Source organism: Erwinia oleae (genome assembly GCF_000770305.1).
Lineage (GTDB): Bacteria > Pseudomonadota > Gammaproteobacteria > Enterobacterales > Enterobacteriaceae > Erwinia > Erwinia oleae.
This window is the reverse complement of the sequence record NZ_JNVB01000084.1, coordinates 1-16016: the sequence shown is the minus strand read 5'-3', so window position 1 is coordinate 16016 and position 16016 is coordinate 1. Positions and strand designations below refer to the sequence as shown.

Sequence of the window (16016 nt, the reverse complement as noted above, 5' to 3'; positions counted from 1 at the left end):
CCGATGGTAGTGTGGGGTCTCCCCATGCGAGAGTAGGGAACTGCCAGGCATCATATTAAGGTTCATACGAACCGTGACCTCTCCGGTGACGCGGAAAGGGCGACATACCTGATATCAGAAGCAACATTCTGAATTCAGTCCAGAATCGGTGGAGCGGTAGTTCAGTTGGTTAGAATACCTGCCTGTCACGCAGGGGGTCGCGGGTTCGAGCCCCGTCCGTTCCGCCACATTACAAGGCCCTGAGTCATAAGACTCAGGGCTTTTTTTTGCCCGTTATTTATTATCTTGAGGTGATCGGTGCCGTCAATGTATACGCCAGGTATGATAGTGGTCGGCGGTCGTATGGACAGAACAGAATGCGTCAGCCGTAACAAGTAAAGATAAGCGACTATCAGTCGCATATGTTTACTGTCGAATTGGCGTTATTAGCCGCGTGCGATTGAAAGTCTGTCCTAAAGCCCCTATAACTGAAAGCTATAGCAATCTATTTATCGGTAACTGACGCCAGGCGGTAAAGTGCGAAAAAAGACGTATGCCATGAGATATGTAGCGGGACAGCCAGCGGAACAGATCTTTCCGCCAGGAGCCATGCTGCATGTGGGTAAGGCGTTGCCCCCGGGGGCCCCACTGACAACCGAGTCGTCATTACGCGTGCTGGTCTGGAACATTTTCAAACAGCAGCGCGCAGACTGGCTTTCGGTGCTGCAAAATTTTGGTAAAGATGCGCATCTGGTGCTGCTTCAGGAAGCGCAAACAACGCCGGAACTGGTGAAATTCGCTACGACTCACTATCTCGCCGCCGATCAGGTTCCCGCCTTTGTCCTGCCTCAACACCCTTCGGGCGTGATGACCCTTGCCTCAGCACATCCTGTATACTGCTGCCCGCTACGGGAACGTGAGCCTTTGCTGCGCTTATCAAAATCGGCGCTGGTTACCGCTTATCCCTTACCTGATAACCAGATGCTGATGGTGGTGAATATTCATGCTGTTAATTTCAGTCTCGGTATTGATGTATACAGCAAGCAGCTTGATCCTATTGGAGAGCAAATTATCCATCATCAGGGGCCGGTGATCATGGCGGGTGATTTCAATGCCTGGAGCCGACAGCGCATCAACGCGTTATATAATTTCGCCCGTGATATGGGGCTGGAAGAGGTAGGCTTTACTGACGATCATCGCCGTAAGGCATTTGGGCGTCCTCTGGATTTCATTTTCTATCGCGGCATGGGCGTTGCGGAGGCTTCGGTACTGGTGACCCGCGCTTCCGATCATAACCCTCTACTCGTCGAATTCCATCCGCACAAACCTGCGCTTCTCTGAATACCTCCGGCAGGACATTATCGGCGCCTGCCTGCACGCTCACCCGATAAGGAGAATGAATGGCAACGCATCATCATGATAATGTCGATAATCAGTTTGGCGATCGCGCAGAAGCCTATCTGAGCAGCGCCCTACATGCCAGCGGGCGCGACCTGCTTAAGCTGGAAGAGTGCCTGGCAGGAGAGAAAGAGGCACGCCTGTTGGACCTGGGTTGCGGCGGTGGGCATGCAAGCTATATCGCTGCTCAACATGTATCCAGCGTCGTCGCGTACGATCTTTCAGAAAAAATGCTCAACGTGGTTAATGAAACCGCCAAATCGCGTGGCTACAGTCATCTCACCACGCAGCAGGGCTACGCCGAACGCCTGCCTTTTGATGATGAACAGTTTGATATTGCCATCAGCCGCTATTCCGCTCATCACTGGCACGATCCGGGACGTGCGCTGCGGGAAATCAATCGGGTATTAAAACCAGGCGGCAAAGTCATCATCATGGACGTTAGCGCGCCCGGAAATGCCTTGCTGGACATCTGGTTGCAAACCATTGAAGCCCTGAGAGACACATCGCACGTCAAAGACTATGCGCCAGGTGAATGGCTGAGTATGTTTACCGAGGCGGGACTGGCCATTACCAGCGTCAGTCAGGACAGGTTACAGCTTGAATTTTCGAGCTGGATTGAACGTATGCGAACGCCGACGGTAATGGTTGAGGCGATCCGCGCCTATCAGCGCTCAGCCAGCGACGAGGTTCAGCGCTATTTCGAGCTTCAGCCAGACGGCAGTTTCAGTAGCGATATCATTTTTATTGAAGCGTTCAGGCCTTATTAGCTGGCCTGAGACGTAAAAAAAAGCCAATCTGATGATTGGCTTTTTTATTGCGGAGGCTCAGCTGTCAGGCGTTGAGGTATTACTCACAAACAGCGTTAGCTTATCGCCAGGCTGAAGATCTTTAGTTTCGCTGCTGTTCCAGCGTAACAGATCTTCCATGTTCACACCGTGGCGTTTGGCGATGCTGGCCAGAGAATCACCCTTACGAACCCTGTAGGTGATGCTGTTGCCATTATCGGCCAGGCTGGTCGCGTTTCCGCTACCGCCCAGGCTCAGCGTCTGTCCTGGTTTAATACTGCTGGCGCTGCTCAGGTTATTCGCGCGTTGCAGATCCTTCACCGGGATGTTGAGGCGTTTGGCTATGCCAGACAACGTGTCGCCGTTACGAACCTTATACGAACCTGATGCCAGAGCGCCAGGCTGAACCGCTGCTATATCACCAGATGCTAACGAACTGCGAAGCTTTGCGACATTCGATTTAGGCACCATAATGTAGTGCGGTCCGTTAGGGCCCGTGCTGCTTCGTTTGTAACCCGCATTAAAGCTTTTCAGCTTACTCAGCGACATCCCTGCCATATCAGCAGCCTGAGTCAGTTCAATCTGCTGACCGATTTCCACCCTTGCTAATGCGCGGGTCTCATTAGGTGTCGGCAGACGCACGCCGTACTGCTTATTCTTTTTAAGAATGTCGCCAAGCGCCAACATTTTTGGTACGTAAATCGTCGTTTCGCGCGGCAGTGATAAAGACCAGAAGTCCGTCGGTTTCCCGCGCGCCTTGTTGGCTTTAATCGCTTTCATAACGCGCCCTTCGCCGCTGTTATATGCCGCGATGGTCAGCAACCAGTCGCCGTCAAACATGCGGTTCATTCGCTCCATCATGTCCAGCGCGACTTTCGTCGAGGCCACGATATCACGACGCCCGTCGTACCACTGGGTTTGCTTCAACCCGTAATGACGCCCCGTTTGCGGCACTATCTGCCAGATGCCAGCGGCATCGGCAGCAGAGGTAGCATGGGGGTCAAAAGCGCTCTCCACTATGGGTAGTAGTACCAGTTCCATCGGCATCTTACGTTGCTTAATCTGCTCGACAATCCAGTACATATACGGCTCTGCCCGTAATGTTACATCGTGGAGATAGCTCTTGTTTCTTAAATATTTTTGCTTCTGTTCGCGTATCCGGGAATTTTCCGGAACCTTCATCTTCAACTCGGTGCTAATGAAACTCCACAAACCCTGTTCCTGCGTCACGCTGGTCCCATCGTCCTGCCAGCGTGGAGACAGCAAGCGGTCTGTGTCTTTTACGTTTTCATTTTGACCTGCTGAAGACAAACTCTGTGCATGTTGTTCAGGATCGCCGGCATCGTGCTTGTTTGCCTGGCACCCAACCAACAAGACCGAGGCGAGTAATATCGCTTTAGCCTTCATGTGTGTGTCAATTTGTCGCTTAAAAGACGAGCAACTATACGTGCATGGTTAAACCAATACAACCCGAAAAATCAAAAATTGTCTTTCTTCTCGCGTAGCGTTGCGAAAACCTGATATTCATGTTGTGGAGATGTTTCGAAGCCAATAATCTTTTGTAAATCATCTTCTTGCGTTCTTAGAAAAACATTTATTCTGCGTTCTAAAGCCAGTTTTGTCGGCAAGGTGACCTGTTTTTTTACCCGTAACTCCTTAATTTCATGGTAGTAGCGCGCTATTTCGACATCATTTGGAAAAATTGCGTTGGAAAACGTTAAGTTTGATAACGTATATTCATGTGCGCAACAGATTAACGTTTCTTCGGGAAGCTGGTTAATCTTTTGAAATGACTCAAACATTTGCTCGGTCGTACCTTCAAATAAACGCCCGCAACCGCCAGAAAACATCGTGTCACCACAGAAAAGGTAAGGAAAACTAAAATATGAGATATGTCCTAAAGTATGGCCAGGCGTATGGAGGATGGTAAAGTTACGGTCCAGGAGGGTGAGAGTGTCCCCTTCAGTAACGATCTCCGTCGCGCCCTTGTCCTGGGTTTCATTCGGCCCATAAACCACCAACCCGGGAAATTTTTCCCGCAGTTTTTTTACGCCGTCCACATGGTCGCCATGATGATGTGTCAATAAAATGGCCACGGGCTGCCACTGATTTTCGTCGAGCGCTTTCAGCACGGGTGCCGCTTCGCCAGGATCGACAATCAGGCACTGGCCTGCTTCGTTATTTAATGTCCAGATGTAGTTGTCCTGAAGAGCCGGAATACTGGTAAGATTCATCATCGCCTCATTTTTGGCCTGAGTGTAAAGAAGATGGTAGAGCATGAAGCCCGCTAAAACACGTCAAATTCGTCAGGTTCCGCAGCGTTGGGCTGATATGCCCTGGGGCGAGTTTTACCGTGACGCGCTGACCAAACATCTCCAGCCCTGTCTGGCTAAGATGTATGGTTTTCATCTGTTAAAGATAGGACAACTTAGCGCTGAAATAGATACCGATAAGTGCGCCATTTCGCATCAGGTCAATGTGGCGTTGAGCGGTGAGTCGTTACAGGTACAGGCCGATCCGCTGAGCCTGCCGTTTGCATCGAAATCCGTGGATGCCTGTCTGCTGGCGCATTGCCTCGCCTGGAGCAGCGATGCGCATCGCATTCTGCGGGAGGTGGATCGCGTGCTGGTTGATGATGGTTGGATCATCGTCAGCGGTTTTAATCCTTTTAGCGTACTGGGTATAGGAAAGCTGATCCCTGGTCTGCATCGTCGCGTGCCCTGGAACAGCCGCATGTTCACACAGATGAGAATGATGGACTGGCTGAGCCTGCTCAATTATGAAGTTGTGCAGCGCACACGCTTTCAGGTGCTGCCGTGGAACCGGCAGGGCGGCAAGGTTATCAGCACGCATTTTCCGGCACTGGGTTGTTTAAGCATTATTGTTGCCCGCAAGCGCACCTTTCCCGTTATTCGCAATCCGGCGAAAAGAGCCGCCCTGAACAGACAACTGAGTCCGGCGGTGAGCGCCACCAGCCGGCTGCACGCGCGCTGTAACGATCAGGACGCGGACTGATAACCCATATCGTCGAACGCCGGGCTGCCGGCAGCCGCGCGCGCCAGCTCGTCACAGCGCTCGTTTTCTGCATGCCCGGCATGGCCTTTTACCCATTCCCAGCGTATTTGATGATGGCTTAAGGCCGTATCGAGTCGTTTCCACAGATCAACATTCTTCACGGGCTTTTTGTCGGCCGTTTTCCAACCGCGTTTTTTCCAGTTATGGATCCAACTGGTGATCCCTTGTCGGACGTACTGGCTGTCGGTGCTGATCACCACTTCACACTGCTGAGTCAGCGCTTCCAGGGCGACGATGGCCGCCATCAGTTCCATGCGATTATTCGTGGTGAGAAAATAACCGGCGCTGAAGGTTTTTTCATGTTTGCCATAGCGTAAAATCGCGCCATAACCGCCAGGGCCGGGGTTGCCCAGGCACGATCCATCGGTGAAAATTTCTACCTGCTTCACCATCTCTGGTAGACTCCATACTGAAAAACGCCAAGTCTGACATAAACGGGTCCTATGAGCACAGTAAATACAACGCGTCAGATCGTTCTTGATACTGAAACCACCGGTATGAACATGATTGGGGTGCACTACGAAGGGCATCGCATCATTGAAATTGGTGCCGTTGAGGTAGTGAACCGCCGTCTGACCGGTAACAACTACCATGTTTATCTCAAGCCCGATCGCCTGATCGATCCAGAGGCGTTCGGCGTGCATGGCATTGCCGATGAGTTTCTTGCCGACAAACCCACCTTTGCCGATATTGCTGACGAATTTATCGCCTGGATCAACGGTGCAGAGCTGGTTATTCATAATGCCTCGTTTGATATCGGCTTTATGGACTACGAGTTTTCGAAACTGGGGCGCAATATCCCCAAAACCGAGACCTTCTGTAAGATAACCGACAGTCTGGCGATGGCGAGGAAACTGTTTCCCGGCAAGCGCAACAGCCTGGATGCGCTCTGTTCGCGCTATGAGATAGACAACGGGCGTCGAACCCTCCATGGGGCACTGTTGGACTCCGAAATTCTTGCAGAGGTGTTCCTGGCGATGACCGGCGGGCAGACCTCGCTGGCGTTTTCCATGGAAGGCGATCGACAGGAGCAAACCGGCGGCGATACCATCTATCGCATTGCGCGACCCACATCAGGACTGCGCGTGATTTCGGCCAGTGATGACGAGATAACCGCCCATGAAGAACGTCTCGATTTAGTGATGAAGAAGGGCGGAAGCTGCCTCTGGCGGGCCTGAGTGCCGCAGACAGCCTGGAGAGGGCGAAAAAACGCGCAGTCGGTTGGATTGGCAGAGAAAAAGCGTTGACGCCCGTTCGCCCTCACCGTAATATCCAGCCCGTTCCCGACGGGGAACACCGCGCGGAGCGGTAGTTCAGTTGGTTAGAATACCTGCCTGTCACGCAGGGGGTCGCGGGTTCGAGCCCCGTCCGTTCCGCCAATATTCAGAAAGCCTGACTCAGTAATGAGTCAGGCTTTTGTCGTTTAGGGCCTTGCTCTTAATCTACCGCCATTTTCCCGTTAAAGCCTTTTACGGCTCGCTCAAGTTCATCGCGGGCAAACCAGCGATAGCAGCCTGCCGACAACGCAACGCCAATGAACCAGCTAAAATTGGCAACGTTGTGCAGGGAAGGAATAAAGCTGATGGTCAGGCCGATCGCGACCGACGGCACCAGCGCGGCAATGGCTTTCGGGTTAAAACCACCGCGATACCAGTACCTGCCTGTTGGCGTGTCATCAAACAGGTCGTCAACGAAAACCTTTCCACGCTTGATGATATAAAAATCACATAACAGAATGCCGAACAGCGGCCCGATAAAGGCGCCCAGCACGTCCAGCGTGTAGTGAATAACCTCTGGCGACTGGAAAAGGTTCCACGGCGTCAGCAGCACCGAGCCCACGGCGGCGATCATCCCACCGGTACGAAAGCTGATTTTCTGCGGCGAACAGTTAGAAAAATCAAAGGCGGGCGAAACAAAATTCGCCACGATATTGATACCGATGGTGGCGGTAATCATCGTCAGCAGGCCAATGGCCACCGCCAGATCGCTGCCAACCATGCTGACCGTCTCAATCGGATCGGTGATCATACGGCCAAACAGCGACTGCGTGCCGGAGACAATCACCACGGTCACCACGGAAAACAACAGAAAGTTAAAAGGCAGACCCCAGCGGTTGCCGCGACGAATTTCCCCCATGCTTTTGCCATAGCGCGAGAAGTCGCCGAAGTTCAGCAGCGGGCCGGAAAAATAGGAGACCACTAAGGCGGTAGCGGTAATCATCTGCCATACCTGCTCGCCGCCGGAAAGCGCTTTACTGGCAAGCGTTAGCGAAATACCGTCAAAACCGGTTTTGTATACAATCCATCCTGCCAGCGCCAGCATTACCACGTAAACCGCAGGCCCGGCGATATCAATAAAGCGCTTAATCGCACGCATTCCATGCCAGAACACCATCGCCTGCGCAAACCACATAATGCCGAAACAGATCCAGCCGAGCTGGGAAAGCCCCAGCCAGGATGCCTGCGTCATCGGCGCCAGCGACGGCCAGAACTTCAGCGAAACCAGCATCAGCGCATTGGCCGCAAGGTAAGTCTGAATGCCGTACCAGGCAAATGCGATCAGGCCGCGGATCACCGCCGGAATGTTGGCGCCAAAGACGCCGAACGCCTGACGACAAATCACCGCGTAGGGCACGCCCGTCATCTGGCTGGGTTTGGCCACCAGGTTGGCGCAAAGCTGCACAATACAGATCCCCGCAAGCAGGCACAGCAGCACCTGCCAGCTCGCCAGTCCCAGCGTAAAGAAGCTGGCGGCCACCACGTAGCCGCCCATGCTGTGTACATCCGACATCCAGAAAGAAAAAATGTTGTACCAGTTCCAGTTGCAATCGCGCGTGGGCGCCAGATCTTCATTACACAGCCGTGGGCTGTAGTTTGCGTGGGCTTCAACCGCCGACGCCGGGGTGACATTCTGACTGTTTGGCATGAAACCTGCTCCTGTGAAGTGAACCGAATGCCCGATGGGTCAGGGTGAATAGTGCAAGGTCCAGGCCAGAATCCGATCTTGTATACAAAAAGTTAAATTCAGGTATACGATTACGGGTGAAAAATGAGGGGTTTTGGAGCAAAAAATGAACAGTAAAACCAGCCTGAAAACGGCTTCTGACCTGCCGGAGCGGGATGAGCCCATTTATCAGGCGCTGATGTCAGCGATTGTCGAACATCAGCTCTTGCCAGGCAGCAAACTGCCGGAAGAAGCGCTTGCCGGGGTGTTCGGCGTCAGCCGCACCGGCATCCGCAAAGTGCTTCAGCGCCTCGCGGCGGTGCAGATGGTGATATTAACGCCCAGACGCGGTGCGCTGGTTGCCTCTCCCTCGGTCAGCGAAGCGCGGGACATCTTTACAACGCGCTCGCTGCTGGAGTGCGCCAACCTGCCTGCGGTGCTGGAGCACTGCCAGCCCGCTCATCTGCTGGCGCTGGAAGCGGTGATCCGGCATGAGCAGCAGGCCCACGACGAGGGCGATGGCCCGGCGGCGATCCGTTTTTCTGCGGCGTTTCATATCCAGTTGCATGCCATTTCCGGCAATCAGGTGCTCACTGAGATGGTGACGCGTTTGTCTCAGCGTTCGTCGCTGGCGATTGCCGCCTGGAGCGCGCCCTGGCAGCAGGGCTGCCGCTGCAACGATCACGACAGGCTGATCGCATTATTAAGAAATAAAGCGCTGGAACCGCTTTCTGACGCATTGCGGCAACATTTTGAACATATCGTTGCCACATTGCGCTTTGAACGTGCTGGCGAAACGCTGCCTGATTTCGCCAGGCTGTTTGCGCACAAAGGAGTTAATCAATGACGGAAAAAAAGATTATTCAGGTGATCAATCCGAATACCAGCCTGGCGATGACTGAAACCATCGCGGCGGCAGCGCGCGCCGTGGCTGGCCCGCAGACCGACATCGTGGCGGTTTCTCCGGCGCAGGGCGTACCGTCCATCGAAGGGCACTTTGACGAAGCGGTTGCCGCCATTGGCGTGCTTGAGCAAATCAAAGCGGGGCGCAACGCCCACGGACACGTCATCGCCTGCTTTGGCGATCCGGGGCTGCTGGCGGCGCGTGAGCTGGCGCGCGGGCCGGTGGTCGGTATTGCGGAGGCGGCGATGCATATGGCGACGATGGTCGCCACGCGCTTTTCCATCGTCACCACGCTGCCGCGCACGGTGATCATTGCGCGTCATCTGCTGCGTCAGTACGGCTTTGAGCACCACTGCGCGGCGTTGCATGCGATTGATTTACCGGTACTGGCGCTGGAAGACGGTAGCGGTCTGGCGCAGCAAAAAGTGCGTGAAGGCTGTATACAGGCGATGCGTCGGGACGGCAGCGGGGCGATCGTTCTGGGCTGCGGCGGCATGGCCACGCTGGCGCGCGAGTTGACGCATGAGCTGGGCATCCCGGTGATTGACGGCGTGGGTGCGGCGGTGAAAATGGTGGAATCGCTGGTGGCGTTAGGATTATCCACCAGCAAACATGGCGATTTGGATTATCCCCTCCAAAAAACACTGTCAGGTCAGTTTGAGCGCCTAAACTTGCTGTAAACCGGCCTGAACAAAGGATAGCAATGATGACCGATGCCGCAGAAAAAAAAGAGTACAGCTTTAATAAGAATTACCCGCGCGACCTGAGGGGCTACGCGGGCAACCCGCCTCATGCGGCCTGGCCCGGCGAGGCGCGCATCGCCGTGCAGTTTGTACTCAACTATGAAGAGGGCGCAGAAAGCAATGTGCTGCATGGCGATACTGCTTCCGAGCAGTTTCTTTCCGATATCATCGGCGCGGCGAGCTACCCGGAACGTCATATGTCGATGGACTCCCTCTATGAATACGGCTCCCGCGCAGGTTTCTGGCGCATTCATAATGAGTTTAAAAAGCGGAATTTGCCGCTGACGGTTTTTGGCGTGGCGATGGCGCTGGCGCGGCATCCGGAAGTGGTCGAGGCGATCAAAGAGGCCGATTATGACGTGGTCAGCCACGGCTGGCGCTGGATCCACTATCAGAATATGGACGCAAAAACCGAGCGGCAGCATATGCAGCAGGCCATCGACACGCTGCGCGACCTGTTCGGCAAAGCGCCGACCGGCTGGTACACCGGGCGCGACAGCCCGAATACGCGGCGGCTGGTGGTGGAGCAGGGCGGCTTTACCTACGACAGCGACTACTACGGCGACGATCTGCCCTTCTGGACGCAGGTGAGCTGTCAGGACGGCACGGTCAAGCCGCACCTGATTATTCCCTATTCGCTGGAAACCAACGACATGCGCTTCGCCACGCCGCAGGGATTCAACACCGCCGAGCAGTTCTATACCTATCTGAAGGACAGTTTCGACGTGCTGTACGAAGAAGGGGAAACCTCGCCGAAAATGCTCTCTGTGGGCATGCACTGCCGCCTGCTCGGCCGTCCGGGCCGTTTTAAAGCGCTTCAGCGCTTTCTCGACTACCTTGAGCAGCACGACGGCGTGTGGATCTGTACCCGTCAGCAGATTGCCGACCACTGGCTGACGGCGCATCCGGCGGAGGAGGTCAAAAACTCCGTCAGCTCATCACGCTGACCTGCGCCGCGACAATGCGCCAGCCAGCGGCAAACTTCACCCAGGTTTGCTGCTGGCGACCAATTTTGTCGCTGCCTTCACGGGTGAATTCGGTGCTGCATACCGCGTAGTCTTCGCCAAAGGTCACAATCACCGTATTCCGTAGCCGACGATCCAGCCCGACGGATGGGCGTGCGGCGCGAAATGCACTTATCGCCTCAATGCCGTAAAGGTTTTCTCCGGCGCCGAGCCGCACGGTGCGTTCGTCGTGCCAGAACAGCATGTCCAGCGTGGCGATATCGTTGGTTACCAGCGCCAGTTCATAACGGTAAAATGCGTCGCTGACCTCGGCCAGCACGGCGGGGCGATTGATGTCGCTATTCATAATGATACTCATAATGTTGCCGACAGGGCTTGCGCCACGCCGCGTTGCTCCAGCGCATACGCCGCGCGCAGGCAGGCCTGTTCATTGAAAGGGGCGGCGATGAGCTGCACACCGATGGGCAGCCCTGACGTTGTTAACGGAACCGTGGTGACCGGCAGGCCGAGAAATGAGATCGGCTGGGTCAGCATGCCCATGCTGGCGCGGATCGGCAAATCGGTCTGATTAATCTGCATGGTCTCCTCGCCAATCAGCGTTGCGCGACAGGGCGTTGCGGGCGCGATCAGCAGGTCGAACTGTCTGAAATGCGCCAGCACCTGCTGTTGAAAATAGCGGCGAAAACGCTGCGCCTGAACGTACCACGCCGCAGGGATCATCGCCCCGGCCAGCAAGCGCTCGCGCGACAACGGTTCCATGCGATCCGGCGCGTTGCGCAGCGCCGGAAGATAGTGATTGCCACCTTCCGATGCGGTGATCATAAAGGCCGCGCTGCGCGCCAGTTCCGCTTCCGGCAGCGTTATCTCATCCTGCGCGTTCAGCGCCTTTGCCACCGCCGCGACCGCGCCGCGCGCGGCATCGTCGCACCACGTCGTAAAATAACCGCCCAGCACGCCAACGCGCAGCCCTTCCGTACCTCGCATCAGCAACGGCGAGACGGGCTGAACCGCTGTGTCTGACTGGAAGCGGTCATCCGCATCATGTCCTTGCAGAGCGTCATAAACCCGCGTCAGATCGGCGGTACTGCGGGCGAACGGGCCAATATGGTCGAGGCTGGCAACAAACGGCTGAGTGCCGCTACGGGAAAGTCGTCCAAAGGTGGGCTTCAGGCCAAAAATGCCACACAGCGAAGCCGGCACGCGAATTGAACCGTTGGTATCGCTGCCGAGAGAAAAATGCACCAGTCCGGCGGCAACCGCCGCTGCCGAGCCGCCGGACGATCCACCGGCAATGCGGCGCAGATCGTGCGGATTGCGCGTGGCGCCGTAGTGGCTGTTTTCAGTGGTGAAACCGTAGGCATACGCATCCATATTCAGCATGCCGGTCAGCAGGCCGCCCGCCTCAGCGGCTTTCCGCACCGCCCAGCTATCGCGCACCGCCGCCGGGCGTTCACTGAACAATCGGGCGCCGGCCAGCGTGGTATAGCCCGCGACGTCAAACAGGTTTTTGACCGCATAAGGCACCGCCGCCAGCGGCGGCAACGGTTGCCCCGACTGACGCAGACCATCGATGCGCTGCGCTTCCGCCAGCAGTCGATCGCGGGTAATCGCTGTCCAGGCATTCATTTTCGGGTTATCGCGTTCAATGTTGCGCAGCGTCTGTCGGGCAATATCGACCGCGCTGAGTTCGCCTCGCCTGAGCGCCGTTTGTAACTGTTCAATTGACAGGTCGTTGAGCGTCATGGTTGATACACTCCGGCGACTTCAAGGCGATCGTCGAGCGGGAACGCCATCAGCGGTTCAGCCATGGCGGCGATGCGCGTGAACTGCACCAGCAGTTCAGCACGACGCGATGGGTCGAGCGGAACATCCATCAGACTCTCCATCTGCGCCAGCCAGGCGGCGAGTTCCTGTTGATTTTGTTTCATCGTTTTTTCTCCTGTCAAAAACCGGCGGCGCTGCCGTCGCTGCGGGGATCGCTGGCGCCTTCCAGCATGCCGCTGGCATGGCGCACGATGGCGCCCGCGTGCCCGACGGCTTCGCTAAAATCGGGCAGCTTTTCAAGCTGATGCCCCAGCGCGCTCAGCGCATCAAAAGTGCTTTGGGGAAAGCGGCCCTCAAGCTTGAGCGAATCAGACGATTCGCCCCAGGTACGGCCGAGCAGCCAGCGCGGCGCGGTAACGCATTGCTGAAGCGGCATGCCCTGCATCACGTAGCGCGTGAAGATCGCCGCCTGCGTCTGCGGCTGCCCGTCGCCGCCCATTGAGCCATAAACCAGCGTGCGGCCATCTTTCAGACGTGCTGCGGCCGGATTCAGCGTGTGGAAAGGCTGCTTGCCCGGTGCCAGCGCCAGCAGGTGGGTGGGATCAAGGCTGAAAGCGGCGCCGCGATTCTGCCAGACGATCCCGGTGCCGGGCAGCACCACGCCGCTGCCAAATTCGTGGTAGATACTCTGAATAAACGAAACGGCCAGCCCGTTTTTGTCGATGACGCCCATCCACACCGTGTCGCCCGGCCCTTTGCCTTCTGCGCCAGGCATGGCGCGCGCATCGTCGATCTGGCTGGCCATCATTGCCAGTCGCTGAGGATCCAGCAGTGACTGCGCCTCTTGCTGCATGTGCCGCCGATCGGTGATGTGGCGATCGCGCAGATCGAACGCCAGTCGGGTTGCCTCAACGATGCGGTGAAGGGTCTGCACCTCGCTGGCCTGTGCCATGTCCAGTTGGTTTGTGATGCCGAGGATGGCCAGTGAAACCACGCCCTGAGTTGGCGGCGGCGTATTAAAAATGTCGCCCATGTCGTGCCGGAGGCGCAGCGGCATGCGGCGCTTTACCTGATGCTGATGGAGATCCGTAAGGGTAATCGGCATGCCGAGGCGCGACATCTCTGCGGCCATCTTCTCTGCCAGCGCACCGCGATAGAAGCTGTCCAGGCCGTGGCGGGCGAGCTGGCTGAGCGTGTCGGCGAGGTCGGGCTGGATAAAGCGGCTGCCCGTGGGCGGCACGTCGCCGTCAGGCATGAACAGGTCAGTAAAACCGGGCAGGTCGGCCAGTTCGTGAACTTTGCTACGGGTTGCCGCCGCCTGCGAATCTGTTACCGGAAAACCTTCCCGCGCGTAACCCGTTGCGTCGGCTAACAGGCGTGAGAGCGGCAGTTTCCCGCTGCTGAGCGCAAGCGCCCCGGCCCAGCCGCTGACGGTGCCCGCCACGGTCAGCGCCGCTTTTGCCCCGCGATGCGGGATTTTTTCCGCGCCCTGATAAAAAGCGATATTCGCCAGCGAACCCGCCGCGCCGCTGGCGTCGAGAGCAATCGGATCGCCGTCGGGCGGTACGATCAGCCAGAAACCGTCGCCGCCCAGCCCGTTCATATGTGGGTAAACCACCGCGATGGTGGCGGCGGCGGCAACTATCGCCTCAATGGCATCGCCGCCTTCTCGCAGCACCGCCAGCGCGCTCTCGCTGGCAAGATGATGCGGCGTGACGGCCATGCCGGATGGGGCAGTTTTACTGTGGATCATGACGGCTTCTCATTAAGAAATGACATAACCCGTCAAGCAAGAGGTGTTCCAGGTTGCATAAAGCGTTGCGGAAAATAGTGCTTTTGTGCCGCGCCGTTTTGTTTATGCTGTCTGCACTGAAACGAAAGTATCAAAGGTTGAGCCATGAAGCCGCTTGATGAACGTCTGAAACATCACTATTCGCAGCTCTCCGGTCAGGAGCAGCGCATCGCGGATTTCATTTTCGATCACTACGACGACCTGATGGGCTACAACAGCGCCGAGCTGGCGCGTCTCAGCGGGGTATCGAAGGCCACCGTCAGCCGCCTGTTTAAGCGGTTGGGTTATGAAAAATATAAGGATATGCGCGACGAACTGCGAACCCTACGCCAGAGTGGAATGCCGCTGGCGGGCGACCGTGATGTGGTTCAGGGAAACACGCTGCTGGCGCGTCACTACAAACAGGAGATGGCAAACCTCACGCAGTGGGTGAATCAGATTGATGCAGACGCCTTCAACGACATTATCCAGCGCCTGGCCAGCAGCAAACGCCTGTTTATCATTGGCATGCGCAATGCCTGGCCGGTTGCGCTGCACCTTCGTCAGCAGCTTTTGCAGGTCAGAGGCGACATTCACCTGCTGCCGCAGCCGGGGCAAACGCTCTCCGAAGAGCTGGTGGCGATGAATGAAAACGATATGGCGGTAGTACTGGCCTTTCGCCGTCGCCCGCGAATTATCAAACCCCTTCTGCAACAGATGCAGCAACGTGGCATCCCCTCGCTGGTGATATGCGAGCCGCAGGCGCAGTCGGTACGCGCGCTGGCGCGCTGGGAACTTTGCGTCCCCCTGGATAGCGTTTCCGCTTTTGACAGCTACGCTGCTGCCAACAGTCTGGTAAACCTGTTATCGAACGCGCTGCTGCACGAATTACTGCAAACGGGGCGGCAGCGAATCCATCACATCGCCGACCTTTACGCTGCGCTGGACGAGCTGGAACAACGTTAGTTGGGCACCATTATAGTGCATTGCATTATTTTGACGCAGCGGCAGCGTACTTTTTTTACACGGCAGGGCAAAAGGGCTGAGATGGCTTAAACGCACTTAATTTCATGCAATTATGCTCAAATTCCTTGTTTTTCATTTTCTGTTTTGCCTCTGACATTCTGCTGATGGCGGGTTAATGACCCACCTCTTCTCTTGGCACATTAGTTGCAAAGTTAAAAATTAAGAATCTTTTGTTTCAATGCTACGCTACCGGGGAAGAGAGATGAAAAAACGATTACTGACCGTACTGGGCGCAATACTGATGCTGATGCAGGTGACACAGGCGATGGCCGATCAGCTACAGGAGATTGAAAAACGCGGCGTCATTCGTATCGCCATTCCGCAGGACTTCCCGCCGTTTGGATCGGTCGGCACCGATCTCCAGCCGCAGGGTTACGATATCGATATGGCAACCTATCTGGCAAAACAGATGAAACTTAAGTTGCAGCTGGTGCCGGTGAGCAGCGCCAATCGTGTGCCTTATCTGCAAACCGGTAAAGTTGACCTGGTGATTTCCAGCCTGGGGAAAAATGCCGAGCGTGAAAAAGTCATCGCCTTCAGTCGCGCCTACGCGCCATTCTTTTTAGGCGTATTTGGCCCCAAAGAGAGCGCGTTACCCGATGCAAAAGCGCTCAGCGGGAAATTAATCGGCGTCACCCGTGGCGCGGTGGAAGATATGGT

The 16016-nt window shown here is 56.0% G+C and carries 17 protein-coding genes and 2 tRNA genes; 11 read left to right on the top strand and 8 right to left on the bottom strand.

Going from position 1 to position 16016, the window contains the following annotated elements; genetic code table 11:
• Positions 1–150: 150 nt before the first annotated feature.
• The 3 genes from GS12_RS19895 (at position 151) to GS12_RS19885 (ending at position 2147) form a co-directional block, all read left to right on the top strand.
• Positions 151–227, top strand: a tRNA-Asp gene (locus tag GS12_RS19895).
• A 289-nt stretch (positions 228–516) separates the two neighbouring features.
• Positions 517–1320, top strand: coding sequence for an endonuclease/exonuclease/phosphatase family protein (locus GS12_RS19890; RefSeq protein WP_034950081.1), 804 nt, complete (start codon positions 517–519; stop codon positions 1318–1320).
• A 59-nt stretch (positions 1321–1379) separates the two neighbouring features.
• Entirely contained in the window at positions 1380–2147 is a 768-nt protein-coding gene (locus GS12_RS19885) for a class I SAM-dependent methyltransferase (RefSeq protein ID WP_034950079.1), read from the top strand.
• Between the two features lie 57 nt (positions 2148–2204).
• Here GS12_RS19885 and mltD read toward each other — a convergent pair whose 3' ends face one another.
• Together mltD and gloB are read right to left on the bottom strand one after the other, a co-directional pair.
• The gene (gene mltD, locus GS12_RS19880) at positions 2205–3572 is read right to left on the bottom strand and encodes a murein transglycosylase D (protein ID WP_034912508.1); all 1368 of its coding nucleotides are present in this window, start codon (positions 3570–3572) and stop codon (positions 2205–2207) included.
• A gap of 71 nt (positions 3573–3643) precedes the next feature.
• A complete protein-coding gene (gene gloB, locus GS12_RS19875; RefSeq protein ID WP_034950084.1) occupies positions 3644–4399 on the bottom strand; it encodes a hydroxyacylglutathione hydrolase in 756 nt (251 codons plus the stop codon).
• A gap of 43 nt (positions 4400–4442) precedes the next feature.
• On the opposite strand from gloB, the gene GS12_RS19870 reads away from it, so the two are divergent.
• Positions 4443–5180: a class I SAM-dependent methyltransferase gene (locus GS12_RS19870; RefSeq protein ID WP_034950077.1), complete on the top strand. Its 738-nt coding sequence runs from the start codon at positions 4443–4445 to the stop codon at positions 5178–5180.
• On the opposite strand, the gene rnhA is transcribed toward GS12_RS19870, so the two are convergent.
• Positions 5165–5632 carry a ribonuclease HI gene (gene rnhA, locus GS12_RS19865; protein WP_034950075.1) on the bottom strand — a complete coding sequence of 156 codons (468 nt, stop codon included), beginning with the start codon at positions 5630–5632 and terminating at the stop codon, positions 5165–5167. The genes GS12_RS19870 and rnhA overlap by 16 nt on opposite strands.
• A gap of 51 nt (positions 5633–5683) precedes the next feature.
• Here rnhA and dnaQ point away from each other — a divergent pair, with 51 nt between their 5' ends.
• Positions 5684–6418, top strand: a complete 735-nt coding sequence (dnaQ, locus tag GS12_RS19860; RefSeq protein WP_034950072.1) for a DNA polymerase III subunit epsilon — start codon at positions 5684–5686, stop codon at positions 6416–6418.
• 124 nt (positions 6419–6542) lie between these two features.
• Positions 6543–6619: transfer RNA gene (locus tag GS12_RS19855), tRNA-Asp, on the top strand.
• Positions 6620–6677: 58 nt separating this feature from the next.
• Here the strand turns inward: GS12_RS19855 and GS12_RS19850 are convergent.
• Complete coding sequence (locus GS12_RS19850) at positions 6678–8165, bottom strand: NCS1 family nucleobase:cation symporter-1 (protein WP_034950070.1); 1488 nt, start codon at positions 8163–8165, stop codon at positions 6678–6680.
• Between the two features lie 145 nt (positions 8166–8310).
• On the opposite strand from GS12_RS19850, the gene GS12_RS19845 reads away from it, so the two are divergent.
• Genes GS12_RS19845 through puuE form a run of 3 tightly spaced genes read left to right on the top strand, consistent with a single transcriptional unit; the run spans position 8311 to position 10777 of the window.
• Positions 8311–9030: a GntR family transcriptional regulator gene (locus GS12_RS19845; protein WP_034950067.1), complete on the top strand. Its 720-nt coding sequence runs from the start codon at positions 8311–8313 to the stop codon at positions 9028–9030.
• Positions 9027–9767, top strand: a complete 741-nt coding sequence (hpxA, locus tag GS12_RS19840) for an allantoin racemase (RefSeq protein WP_034950065.1) — start codon at positions 9027–9029, stop codon at positions 9765–9767. The genes GS12_RS19845 and hpxA overlap by 4 nt, the downstream gene beginning before the upstream one ends.
• Before the next feature lie 26 nt (positions 9768–9793).
• Positions 9794–10777, top strand: a complete 984-nt coding sequence (gene puuE, locus GS12_RS19835) for an allantoinase PuuE (protein ID WP_034950062.1) — start codon at positions 9794–9796, stop codon at positions 10775–10777.
• Here the strand turns inward: puuE and hpxZ are convergent.
• The 4 genes from hpxZ to GS12_RS19815 are packed head-to-tail and all read right to left on the bottom strand — an operon-like array spanning position 10761 to position 14312.
• Positions 10761–11141, bottom strand: a complete 381-nt coding sequence (gene hpxZ, locus GS12_RS19830; RefSeq protein WP_197060513.1) for an oxalurate catabolism protein HpxZ — start codon at positions 11139–11141, stop codon at positions 10761–10763. The genes puuE and hpxZ overlap by 17 nt on opposite strands.
• An 8-nt stretch (positions 11142–11149) precedes the next feature.
• Entirely contained in the window at positions 11150–12538 is a 1389-nt protein-coding gene (locus GS12_RS19825) for an AtzE family amidohydrolase (RefSeq protein WP_034950059.1), read from the bottom strand.
• Positions 12535–12723: an oxalurate catabolism protein HpxX gene (gene hpxX / locus GS12_RS19820; protein WP_034912526.1), complete on the bottom strand. Its 189-nt coding sequence runs from the start codon at positions 12721–12723 to the stop codon at positions 12535–12537. Before hpxX ends, GS12_RS19825 begins: the two co-directional genes overlap by 4 nt.
• Before the next feature lie 14 nt (positions 12724–12737).
• Entirely contained in the window at positions 12738–14312 is a 1575-nt protein-coding gene (locus tag GS12_RS19815; protein ID WP_034950056.1) for a gamma-glutamyltransferase family protein, read from the bottom strand.
• A 144-nt stretch (positions 14313–14456) separates the two neighbouring features.
• Between GS12_RS19815 and GS12_RS19810 the strand changes: the two genes are divergently transcribed.
• Together GS12_RS19810 and GS12_RS19805 are read left to right on the top strand one after the other, a co-directional pair.
• Positions 14457–15296 carry a MurR/RpiR family transcriptional regulator gene (locus GS12_RS19810; protein WP_034912528.1) on the top strand — a complete coding sequence of 280 codons (840 nt, stop codon included), beginning with the start codon at positions 14457–14459 and terminating at the stop codon, positions 15294–15296.
• Positions 15297–15558: 262 nt separating this feature from the next.
• The coding region (locus GS12_RS19805; protein WP_034950053.1) for a transporter substrate-binding domain-containing protein at positions 15559–16016 on the top strand (458 nt) is incomplete at its 3' end.